General features: G+C 75.0%; 9 protein-coding genes. All 9 read right to left on the bottom strand.

Annotated features, from left to right (window positions below; genetic code table 11):
* Positions 1-68: 68 nt before the first annotated feature.
* Positions 69-1,544, bottom strand: coding sequence for a hypothetical protein (locus tag ABT084_RS18060; protein ID WP_351044490.1), 1,476 nt, complete (start codon positions 1,542-1,544; stop codon positions 69-71).
* A gap of 148 nt (positions 1,545-1,692) precedes the next feature.
* On the bottom strand, positions 1,693-1,851 hold the full coding sequence (locus tag ABT084_RS18055; RefSeq protein ID WP_351044487.1) for a DUF6760 family protein: 159 nt from the start codon (positions 1,849-1,851) through the stop codon (positions 1,693-1,695).
* Entirely contained in the window at positions 1,848-2,345 is a 498-nt protein-coding gene (locus ABT084_RS18050; RefSeq protein WP_351044485.1) for a hypothetical protein, read from the bottom strand. Before ABT084_RS18050 ends, ABT084_RS18055 begins: the two co-directional genes overlap by 4 nt.
* The gene (locus tag ABT084_RS18045) at positions 2,342-2,782 is read right to left on the bottom strand and encodes a phage tail protein (RefSeq protein ID WP_351044482.1); all 441 of its coding nucleotides are present in this window, start codon (positions 2,780-2,782) and stop codon (positions 2,342-2,344) included. Before ABT084_RS18045 ends, ABT084_RS18050 begins: the two co-directional genes overlap by 4 nt.
* 28 nt (positions 2,783-2,810) lie before the next feature.
* The gene (locus ABT084_RS18040; RefSeq protein WP_351044479.1) at positions 2,811-4,370 is read right to left on the bottom strand and encodes a phage tail sheath family protein; all 1,560 of its coding nucleotides are present in this window, start codon (positions 4,368-4,370) and stop codon (positions 2,811-2,813) included.
* A 165-nt stretch (positions 4,371-4,535) separates the two neighbouring features.
* Complete coding sequence (locus ABT084_RS18035) at positions 4,536-6,632, bottom strand: ATP-binding protein (RefSeq protein WP_351044477.1); 2,097 nt, start codon at positions 6,630-6,632, stop codon at positions 4,536-4,538.
* The gene (locus ABT084_RS18030) at positions 6,629-7,333 is read right to left on the bottom strand and encodes a Pvc16 family protein (protein WP_351044474.1); all 705 of its coding nucleotides are present in this window, start codon (positions 7,331-7,333) and stop codon (positions 6,629-6,631) included. The genes ABT084_RS18035 and ABT084_RS18030 overlap by 4 nt, the downstream gene beginning before the upstream one ends.
* Positions 7,330-10,515, bottom strand: a complete 3,186-nt coding sequence (locus tag ABT084_RS18025) for a hypothetical protein (RefSeq protein ID WP_351044471.1) — start codon at positions 10,513-10,515, stop codon at positions 7,330-7,332. The genes ABT084_RS18030 and ABT084_RS18025 overlap by 4 nt, the downstream gene beginning before the upstream one ends.
* Before the next feature lie 168 nt (positions 10,516-10,683).
* Positions 10,684-11,355 carry a helix-turn-helix transcriptional regulator gene (locus ABT084_RS18020; RefSeq protein ID WP_351044469.1) on the bottom strand — a complete coding sequence of 224 codons (672 nt, stop codon included), beginning with the start codon at positions 11,353-11,355 and terminating at the stop codon, positions 10,684-10,686.
* Between the last annotated feature and the right edge of the window lie 96 nt (positions 11,356-11,451).

Genomic DNA, 11,451 nt, shown 5'->3' with positions numbered 1-11,451 from the left:
CGCTTGCCGGGGATGCCGCGTCCTGTGGACCCGAATTGGTCACGCTGCTCACACTGTTCCCCTAATGATTAGGCGGCCGTGTGCTCGGCCCGGCGCCGCACGGGCGCCTCGTGGTCGGTCGCGGGCTCCGCCCGGCGCGGTGCGGTGGGCTTCGGGCCGCTGCTGTCGGGGCTGGCGGCGTCCTGGGCCGAGGGTTCGGCCCGGCGCTGGACGACGGGCAGGGCCGCGGTGGGTGCGGGAGCCGTTGCGGACGGGCCCGACGGTGTGGCCGCGGGCGGCGGTGCGGTGCGGGAGGCGCCGAGGGGTGGACGGCTTTCCGAGGGATGCACGGAGGCCGGGGCACCCGCGGCGGGCTCATCCGTACGGTGCTGCGGGCCGCCGCCGTCGGGGGCGGCCGCACCGGCCGGTGCGGGCTCGGCCCGGCGCTGGACCAGGGGGACCCCCGGTACGGGAGCTGCCGCGGAGCGGTCCGAGGGCACGGCGGTGGCGGGCGCACGGCCTCCCGCGCGCTGCGTGACCGGGGCGGCCGGGGCGGAGGCCTCGGGTCCGTGACGGTCGGGAGTGACGTTCCCCCCGGCGGCCGGCCCTGCCTGGCGCTGGACCACGGGCAGGGCCGGCGCGGGTGCGGGGGCCGCCGCGGGGCGCTCCGACGGCGTTGCCGTGGACGGCGGTTCGGTGAGGGGCGAGCCCAAGGGCGCGCGAGCGTCCGCCCCCTGCGCGGGGGTGCCCGACCCGGCCGTGGCCGTCGGCACCGGTGCGGGGCGGACGACGGACACGCGGCGCCCGGGCGCGGCGGAGACGCGTGCGACGGTCAGCGCGCGGCCTACGGCGCGCGGCCGGACCACGGCGGTGCCGGGCGTCCCGTGGGCGGGCGGCTCCCCCGGCGTGCGGCCGGAACGGGACGGTGTGGCGGGCGGCGCGGATGCGGCCCCCGTGGAGCCGACGGTCCTGCTGGAGCCGGGCGTGCGGGCCACGGCCCGCTGGGCGGTGCTCGACGATGCGCCGGGGACCACCGCGATACGGCGGACCAGCGGGAAGCGCGCAGGCGTCGGCGGGCGGCCGGGCACGGCCGGGGCCGTGGCGGCACGGCTGCCCGCCGCCCCGGCCCGCTGCACGGCGGGAGCGGGCGTGGAGTGTGCGGCCGCGGAGTCCGGCGCGGGTGCGCCCGGTCCGGGCACCACGGGATCCGGCGCCGAGCGGCTCGGCCGGGACGAGGCGGCGTCGGGCCGCACCCGGCGTGAGATCTGCGGGGTGTCGCCCTTCCGCGGTGCGCCCGGGGCGGCCGGAGCCGGGGGCTCATCCGCCGTGGGCGGCCGGCGCAGCGCCCGCAGCAGCAGCGGGCCGCCGCCGCTGTGGGCGCCGGGTGCGCCGGCGGGGCGGGTGACCCCGCGCACGAGACCGGCCGGGGCGGTCGGCAGCAGGGCGTGGGCGAGCCCGGTGTCGAACGAGGGATCGCGCCACGAAGCCAGGCCGGACCGGAAGGCGAGCCCGTCGCTGACGCCCATGGCCGCGCGGGACAAGGTCAGTACGGGCGGCGCCGTCATGCGCCAGCCGCCGTCCCACCCGCCGGGTACACCGACCTCCCGTGCGCCACCCGCTGCGCCGGAAGACCCGGACGGCTCCGCTCCCCGGTCGGTCGCGGCGTCCGGCACGGCGGCGCGCCGACGCAGCCTGTCCCGCCATGCCATTCGTTCAACCACTTTCGTTCACACGGGTGTTGATGCGGGCTATCTCGGCGACCCACTCCTGGCGCTCGCCGTGGGTCAGGTCGAGGACCTCGTCGCGCTGCCAGTGGAAGTGGTAGGCGATGTACGCGATCTCCTCCCTGAGCCGGGGGAGGGCGTACGTCACGATTCCCCCAGGCGCCCACCGGAGAGGTCGACCTCGAAGCCGCCTTCGCAGTGCGGGCAGGTGACCGCCGCGCGGGTGTGTCCCTCGCTGTTGACGCGCCGGTAGAAGTCCTGCAGGAACGCGACGTCGGTCGCGTACATCCGCTCCACGATCCCGGCGTGCACGTCGGTGATGGTGCCGAGCCGGGTGATCACCTGGCTGAGCAGCACCACGCTGAGGTACGCGGGGTTCTCTTTGACCCGCAGGTCGATCTGGGGGCGCAGCTCGTCGCGGGCGGTGGCCAGGCGCATGGAGCCGTGCCTGTGCACCGTGCCCGCTTCGTCGACGAACCCGCGCGGCAGCTCGAACTCGAACTCCGTTCGCAGCCCGTGGTCCTCGCGCGCCGCCGGAGCGGCGGCGGCCGGAGGGGCCGCCGGCTGCTCCGGGGCCGTCGTGGGCGCAGTGACCTGGAGGATCTCCTCCAGGTTGCCCGCCGTCACCGTACGACGTCTCATTCGACGATGATCTCCTCGAACACGATGGTCACGGACTCGGTGGCCGCGGCGGACTCGCCGGCCTTGAGGGAGGGGCCCTCCCACTTGGAGGCCCAGCCCTGCATCAGCTGGATGCGGCGGACGGTCGCACCGGTGGAGTCCTTGATCTCGATGGTGAGGTTCTGCCGCGCGGTGTCGACGGCCCCGTTGTTCAGGGTCTCCTTGATCCACTTGGTGAACTCGCTGCTCTTGTCGAGTCCCCGGGTGATCGTGACCTCACCCGCCTGGCGGGCGCCGGGCTGCTTGCGGATGATCTGCTTGCCCTCCGCGCTGACCTGGCGGACCTCGACGACCTCCTCCTCGACGGTCAGGCCGCTGATCTCCTGGACCGACTCGACCAGGTAACCACCGAGCTGTACGCCGAAGACGTGTGTGGAAAGAGCATCGCCCTCTGCCATGACTGTCCTTCACCTTTCCTTGTGCGGATCATTCGTCGATGAGGCTGGTGCTGTCGGAGAACTGGGCCAGCCGGAACACCACGAATTCCGCGGGCTTGACCGGCGACACACCGATCTCACAGACCACGCGGCCCTGGTCGATCGACTCCTGCGGGTTGTTGTCCCGGTCGCACTTGACGTAGAACGCCTCCGCGGCCGTGCGGCCGAACAGCGCACCGCGGCGCCACTCCTCGGTGAGGAACGCGGTGACGTTGCGCCGGATCGACGACCAGAGCCGGTCGTCGTTCGGCTCGAAGACCACCCACTGGGTACCCAGGAGGATGGACTCCTCCAGGTAGTTGAAGAGGCGGCGCACGTTCAGGTAGCGCCAGGCCGGGTCGGAGGAGAGGGTGCGGGCGCCCCAGATCCGGATGCCCCGGCCCGGGAAGGCCCGTACGCAGTTCACACCGATCGGGTTGAGCAGGTCCTGCTCGCCCTTGCTCAGGCGCAGTTCCAGGTCCACCGCGCCGCGGATCACCTCGTTGGCGGGGGCCTTGTGCACGCCTCGCTCGGCGTCGCTGCGCGCCCACACACCGGCGACGTGGCCGCTCGGCGGGACGGTCGTGTTGTGCCCGGCGGCCGGGTCGAAGACCCGCACCCACGGGTAGTAGAGGGTGGCGTAGCGGGAGTCGTAGCCCGCCTCGTCGTTGCGCCAGGTGCGCACCTGCTGCGCGGAGAGGCCGGGCGGGGTGTCCAGGACGGCCACCCGGTCGCCCATCTGCTCGCAGTGCGAGATCACCGCGAGCTGCACGGTGCGTACGCCTTCGGAGTCGATGTCGCCGCGCTGGTACGCGCTCATCAGGTCCGGCACCGCGACCATGGTGATCTCGTCGATGGTCTCCAGGCCGGCGAACCCGGTGCGGGCGGCGGAGTCGCCGACGTACTCGGCCGGGTCGAGCCGTGCCACGCCGCCGTGGTCCGTCGGAGCGGGCGACGCGGCGGGGGCGTCGGGCAGGACGACGGTCTGCCCGGCGGGCCGGGTCTGGCTCGCGCCCCGCTGCTCGGTGACCTCGATCAGGTTCGAGGCGCGGGCCTGGGTGACGAGGTAGCCCTTGACGTTCTTGCGGGCGGACACCTCGTAGGTCTCGGCCACCTGCTGGCTCTGGCGGACCAGGACCTTGAAGCGGTCCTCGGCCGGGTTCTCGCCGTCCGCGTCGGCGATCTCCACGGACACGCCGGTGACACCCGGCCGGGCCGCGATCAGGAAGCCGCCGAGCTCGACCGGCTCCGCGGCGCGGGGCTGGGGGGCCGCACCCGGAGCGGCCGGTGCGGAGGCGCCCTGGGCCGGCCCGCCGATGCGGACGACGTACGCGGCGCCACCGCCGTTGGCGAAGTATCCGTAGACGGAGTGGGGCAGATAGGTGCCCTCGGTGAAGCCGCCGAACCGCTGGGTGTACTGGTCCCAGTTGGTGACCAGCGTCGGCTCGTGGAACGGGCCGCTCTGGGCGAATCCCACGAACGCGGCGACGGCGGTGCCGACCCCTTCGATCGGGCGAGCACCGGACTGCACCTCCTCCACGTACACGCCCGGGGTGAGGTACGTCGGCATGCTCGCTCCTTGGGTCACGTTTCACCATCAGGTCTGTCCACAGCCTTTCCGGCGGTCCCCGCCGCGGGCAAGGGCGTTCGGACCCGGCCGGGGGCAAGCACACTGCCCTCCCGGTCGCCCCCGCCGGACCGGCCAGGCACCGCGCCCGGCCCCTCGCCGCCCTGCTCACAGCTGCGTGACCTGGCCCAGGTACGGTCCGAACTCGCCGTCCAGGAGCAGGCGGCCGAGCTTGCGGTACTCCTGGGCGACCGCCGTCACCACCTGACCCATGGTCAGCGGTTCACCCGACGCGGCCGCGAAGTAGGCGGCCGTCACCGCGCAGGCCCGGATCGAGCCTCCGGCCAGCTCGAACCGGTCCGCACAGAAGCCGAGATCGAGGTCGTCGGCCCGGGGCAGCGGGTCGCCCAGGCACCGCTCCCACAGGGCCAGGCGCTGGGCGGCGTCGGGCACCGGGAAGTCCGCGACCACGTCCAGGCGGCGGGTGAACGCCTCGTCGAGGTTGGCCCGCAAGTTGGTGGTGAGGATCGCGATGCCGTCGAACGACTCCATCCGCTGGAGCAGGTAGGCGGACTCCATGTTGGCGTGCTTGTCGTGGGCGTCCTTCACCTCCGAGCGCTTGCCGAAGATCGCGTCGGCTTCGTCGAACAGCAGTACCGCGTTGACGGCCGACGCCTCGGTGAAGATCCGTTCGAGGTTCTTCTCGGTCTCGCCGACGTACTTGTCGACGACCGTGGACAGGTCCACCACGTACAGGTCCATGCCCAGGTCGGCCGCCACGACCTCGGCGGACATCGTCTTGCCGGTGCCGGAGGATCCGGCGAACAGTGCGATCACCCCGCGCCCGCGCCCGCCGCCGGGCCGCATGCCCCATTCCCCGAGCACCTGGTCGCGGTGGCGGGCGCGCACGGCGAGTTCACGCAGCCGGCGGTGGGTGGGGGCGGGCAGTACCAGGTCGTCCCAGCCCACCGCGGGCTCCACCCGGCGGGCGAGACGGGCGAGCCCCGCGCCGTTCTGGGCTCGTACGGCGGTGCGCAGGTCGTCGGGGGAGAGCGGGCGGCCGTCGAGCGCGGCGGTGCGCACCGCGGCGTCGGCGGCGCGCCGCCGCTGCCCGGCGTCGAGGCGGTGCGCGGACACGGACCGGGCGAGCGCGTCGGCGTCCCCGCCGCCCGCGCCGTGTTCTCCGGCGGCCCGCTCCAGCGCGTGCCGCCAGCGGGTGACGTGCCGGTCGGGGGTGGGAGCCGCCACCGTCAGCGTGACGGGGGTGTCGGCCGCCCAGGCGGGTTCCCAGCCGTTCGTGCCGTACGTGAACAGGGGGACGCCGCGCAGCACGGTGCACAGCGTGCGCAGGACGCGGGCCCGCTCGTCGGGCTTGTCGGGCAGTTCCTCCAGCGGCCCGAGCAGCACACCGGCACCCGTCAGACGGGCCTCGCGGGCGGTGGCGCGGGCGAGTTCGGGCACGGCGCGGGCGTGGTCGGCCAGCGCCGCCGCGTCCAGGGCCAGGGGGATGCGCCCGCACGCGTGCAGCGCGGCGGCGGCCAGGCCCTCGGGATCCCCGCCGCGGGCCCGCAGGTGGACATGGCGGCTGCCGCTGCCGGCCGCGGCGACGGCCCGCCGCAGCTCGGCCGGGTCGACGGCCGGGTCGGTGGTGGCCCGACCGAGCACATCGGCCAGACGCGGGTCGGGCGAGGCGTCGCCGAGCAGATGGGCGGTGACCCGGTCCGGGACGGCCAGCACCCTCGACAGGGGCGGCCGCTCGGGCTCCGTGACCTCCAGCAGACCGCCCGCGACGAGCGGTGCGCCGGGGGAGAGCCGGAACCGCGCGGCCGCCACCCCGGTGCGGCCGGCCAGTTCGAGGGCGAGACCGACGGTGGGCCGGCGGCGGGTCAGGTCGTCGTTGAGGTAGCCGTAGAGCCGTTCGAAGCGGGCGTCCAGGTCCGGCGCCATGGCGACCAGGAGCAGGTCCAGGTCGAGCGGCGCCAGCGCGAAGCGCGCGGCGAGGACGTCGAGCGGCGAGCCGGGTGGAGGCGGGGCCGGTGCGAGCGCGGGCAGGCCGGGGCCGTGCGGCGGCTCCAGGATGCGGGACACCGCCTCGGGCGTGAGGTACTGGCCCCGGTAGGGGTCGTCGGGGTCGGGATCGACGGCCCGCCGGAGCTCCACGGCCCGGCGCACCCGCTCCTCGACGAACCGGAGCCGTGCCCACAGGTAGGGGGTGGTGTCGGCCGGGACCGCGGGCGCGGTCGCGGGCTGGACGGTCCGCGTCACGGCTGCCGTTCCCCCCGTCGGCGGCGCGCGGGCACGCTGGGCCGTTCCCGGGAGCCGCCGAAGCCTTCCGGTCCCGGCTCGCTCAGCTCGGCGTAGCGCAGCCGGCGCCCGCTCGCGGCCCCGTCCGGTTCGGCCTGCGGTACGGAGTTCACGACGAGCCCCTCCGTGACGGGCGGGGCCGTGACCCTGCTGATGCCCGCCAGCGGTGCCTTCACGCGCAGCCCGAGGGACGGCTTCAGATCGCCGCCCAGCGCCGACCACACGTCGGAGGCGGCCGGCGCGTCCATGCCGGTGGCGCCCGCGTCCACGTCCACGAGCAGGCCGAGTTCGGCGAGCGTGCCGGTGAGCAGGCGCGGGGGCAGCGTGTCGGTGTGCACGAGGCAGGAGAGCACCTGGGAGAGCAGCCGGTGCTCGTCCTGCGGCCGGCTCGCCCACGCGGTGACCAGATACGTCAGCTCGAACCAGCGCGGCGGGGTGCGGCGCGCGACGACGAACCCGTCCGCGTCGTACACCTCGCCCGCGCCGCTGCCGCGCCGGGTGTGGTCCTCGCGGATGTCGTACAGGAACACACAGACCGTGGGCGCGCTGCGGCGCGCCGCCCAGTCACTGGTCGGGGCGTCGAAGACCACCTCGACGCCCGACGCCTCCAGGCCGGACTCCGCCAGCAGTCCGCGCAGCCCCTCGTCGACTTCGTGGATCACCGGCGGGTCACCCCGTCGGGCGGCTGCACCGAGCCGTTGACCACGAGGAAGTCGGTCTGCACCGGCGAGAAGCCGGGACCGCTCGCGGTGATGACACGGGGGCCCGTCTGGTCCTTGGCCAGGATCAGCAGCTGGCCGATGAACGTGCCGTCGCGCTGCGGGAAGGTCGGTGCCGCCGCTGCGGTGATGCCCGGCTTCCACGTGAACCGCACCGGCACGCCGGGCGGGAAGTCCTCGCCGCGCACCGAGGTGACGAAGCCGGGCTTGCCGATCGGCGGCACGGCGACGATGCGCGGCTGGAGGATGCGCAGTTGCTGCTGGGCGGTGTTGTCGCCGGGGTCGGCGTCCGTGCCGGTGGTGGTCAGGCTGCCGGTGACCACGGTGGTGAGCGCCTTGTCGGGGCTGAGGACGACCCGTAGGACGGTCCGGGCGCCCGGTGCCAGGTCCGGCAGCGCGCACTCCCCGTTCCGGTCGCAGCCCGGCGGCGGCCCGTCGTGGGGCACGCCCTGGGGGAGGCCGATGCGCAGTCGCAGGCCGGTGGCCAGGGCGTTGCGGCCGTTGCTGACGGTGTACGTGACGACGACGCGGCCGCCCACGTAGCCGGGGTTCGGCTGCGCCGTGACGCGCAGCCCGGGGCCGGCCGGGGGCGCGGGCGGCTCCGGCCGCGGCGTGGGCGTGGGCGTGGCGGGCGGCGTCGGAGTCGGAGGCGTGGTGGGCGGAGTCGGACTCGGCGTCGGGGTGGGGGTCGGTGGTACGGGTGCCTCGCGCACCGGCACCACGGTCCGGCCGGCGTTGTCGCTGGGGCGGGGGTCGAGGACGGTGCCGGTGACCGACCAGTCCACCGGCTGGTCCCCGGGGGTGACGCCGGTGAGGGTGACGGTCACCGGCACGGTGACGCCGGGAGGTACCACGCCCAGGGCGCAGGTCAACGCCGCCGCGTCACAGGTGGCGCCGGGTGCGGTGAGCGCGGTGACGCCCACGCCGAGCGGCGGCGCGACGGTCAGCCGGGTACCGGGTGAGGCCGCCGGGCCGTGGTTGACGACGTCCACCCGGACGGTGCCGGAGCCGCCCACGGTGAGCGGCGCCGCCTTGTCGGGAGCGCGCACCGCGAGGTCCACCGACTGCTGCACCCCGGGTTCCTTCTGGCGGCCCGGCAGGCCGGTGACGAGCAGGGTGTGGTCGCCGGAGGCAACGTCCACCAGCTTCAGCTTCTCCGGGCTGTTGGGGGCCCGTGACCCGCGGGCGCTGAGCACCAGGCTCTTGCCGTCGGCGGTCCATGCGGCGTCGCGGGGCTGGAACGGTCCCTTGGCCGTGGGTTCGGGCAGTTCCCGGCCGCAGGCCCCCGGCACGTCGCGGGCGGCGTCGGGCAGCAGGACCCGGCAGGCACCGCCGGCCGCCGAGGCGAGCAGGATGCCGTCGCGCTCGTCGACGCGGCCGCCGCCGTTCTTGCGGTTGAAGGCGATGGTGGCGCCGTCCGGTGAGAACGCCGGGCTGTCGTCGATGACTTCGCAGGCTCCGGGACACAGGGTGGCGCTCAGGTCGCGCTGCCGGTCCAAGTGGTCCACGGGGACGGTCCAGATGTGCTTGTTGCCGCCACCGCCGTTGATGACGAGGTTGCGGGTGAAGGCCAGCGCGGTGCCGTCGGAGGACCACGTGGGCTGGGCGTCGCCGCCCCGGGCCTGGCCGGCGGGCGGGGTGATCTCGCCGCGGATCGCACCGGTGGCGGCGTCCGCGATCAGGATGCGCGGGATGCCCGTGTCACCACCGGCGCCGCCGGGCGAGGTGCGGGTGAAGGCCAGGAACCGGCCGTCCGGGGAGAACGTCGGGTCGGTGTCCCAGTCCCTGGGGCCGCGGCCCGCGAGCGGCAGCGGCGCCGCGCGGGAACCGTCGGCGTCCGCGATCCAGATCCGTTCGATCCGGCCGTCGGGCGTGTCCTCGAAGCGGGTCAGCACGATCCTGCGCCCGTCGGGCGTGTAGTTCTGCCGCTCGGTCCACGGGTCGTACCCGGGAGCGGGCTGGAACAGCGGGTCCTTGGCGGGGTCGGTGTTGCTGTCGGCCGACGGGTCCTCCTTCAGGATGGTCAGGCCGAGGTCGCGGGGGTCGGAGCCGTCCATCCGGGCGTCCTGCAGGGTCGCCACGTGCGTCCCGGCCGCCGAGGTCCGCTCGACCACGACGCCGCCGCCCTTCAGCGGCCCGAGCCAGGTGGCCGAGCCGACCTCGCGGTCCTCGCTGAGCACCACCTGGGGGGTGTCCGCCGAGTGCACGGGCACCTGGAAGACGTGGTCCCAGTCCCCCTCGCAGGTACAGGTGCGGTCCGGGCTGAGGAAGAGCACACCGCTCCCGTCGGGCAGCCATGCCGCCCCGTGGGTACGCCAGCCCGCCTGGGCGCCCGCCAGCAGCGGACCGTCGCCCCGTCCGTCGGTCCACCGCAGGCGGGGCCCGGCCGGTCCGGTGGCGGTGTAGGCGATCACGTCCCGGTTCGCCGCGTCGTCCACGGGCTTCCACACGGGCTCGGTGGCCTCGCCGTTGGCGGGGTCGGTGACGCGGGTGGCGGCGCCGCCCCGCAGCGGCCGTACGTAGACCTGCCGTCCGGTGGCCCGGTCGCTGTCGGAGGAGTACGCCAGACGCCCGCCCTCCGGTGAGACCGTGGGGTGCTCCTCGTTCGCGGGGGAGTCCGTCAGCCGGGTGAGGCCGGTGCCGTCGGTGCGCACCGTCCACAGGTCGCGCTGGGTTGCGCCGGACCCGGTGGACCGGGCGGCCGAGTCGAAGACGACCGACCGGCCGTCCGGGGTCAGCCGGGGGTTCGCCGCGTCCAGGCCGCTGGTCAGCCGGCGCACCGAGCCGTCCGCGGACCGCAGGTACACCTGGGGGGCCGGCTCGTCGCGGCGGCTGGCGAAGACCAACTGGTCGCCCCACGCGGCGGGCTGGAGGTCCTGGTGGGCCGGGCCCTCGCCGAACAGGGGGGTGCTGGACGTGCCGGTCGCCACCCGGCCCAGGCTGCGGTGGCGCGTACCGGCGTACGTGACCCGGGTGTTCCCGGCGTCGGCCGCGACGGTCCGTGTCCCGGCGTCGCGGGGCCCGGAGGCCGCCGTCACCGCGAGCAAGGGGATCAGCAGCAGCAGTGACGACGCGCCGACCCTCCCCCAGGGGGGTCGCCGACCGCCGGATCCACCCGTGCCCATCAGGGTCCACCTCACCGTCCGGTGCAGTAGCTACGTATGACCCCGCCACCTTGCCGGTCCGCACGTGCGGACCGGCAGGGCCGCGGGGCCGGACCTGGGGGAAGCACCCGGTGCGCTTTCGGGCAGTGGCGGGGGCGGCCCGCCGCCGGGCCGGGCCCCGCCGTGCGGTCAGATCAGCCCGTGGCGCAGGGCGTAGCCGACCGCATGCGTGCGATTGCGCAGTTGGAGCCGCGTGATGACCTCGTGGAGCACGTTCTTGACGGTCCGCTCCGAGTACGAGGTCTTGCGCGCGATCTCCGCGGTGTCCAGGCCTTCCGAGACCAGGCGCAGCATGTCCGCCTCGCGCGGGGTCAGGGTGGACAGGGACACCGCGCGCGGGTCGAGCGCCGAACGCTGCAGGCTGCCGACGTGGTCGATGAGCTTCGCGAGCAGGTCACCGGGCAGCACGCCCTCACCGTTCGCTATCGCCAGGACCAGACGCAAGAGCCGGTCCTGGTCGCCCTCGGAGCGCCGGAGCACCGCGGTGACGCCGGATTCGATGGCGCGCTGCAACGCGTCCCCGGATTCGAACGTGCCGACCACGAGCCCGGTGCGCGTGCCGGAGTTGTGCCGCAGCCGGTACAGCAGGGCGGCCGTCTCGTCGTCCACACTGTCCACGGCCACGAGAGACACCTGCGCGTCGGCGGCGTCGGCGTCGTCGACGAGCTCGATCTCCGGCCGCTGGCGCAGCTGGTGGACGACCCCGACGCGCAGGATCGGGTCGGACGCGTACACGGCCACGGTGATCCGTTGGCCGGCGGCCGACGAGGAGGCGGGTCCGTTGTTCTCGGGCTGGGCCATGTGCCGTACCTGTTTCCTGATGCGTATGTCGGAATATTGAGGGCAACCGAGGGTCAACATGGGTCAACGCGCGCGGAGTTGTGGACAGCCCGCGGG

Source organism: Streptomyces sp. NPDC002138 (assembly GCF_040296485.1).
In the GTDB taxonomy this organism is placed as follows: Bacteria; Actinomycetota; Actinomycetes; order Streptomycetales; family Streptomycetaceae; genus Streptomyces.
The sequence above is the reverse complement of the archived record's forward strand: the minus strand, read 5'-3'. Positions and strand labels throughout refer to the sequence as shown.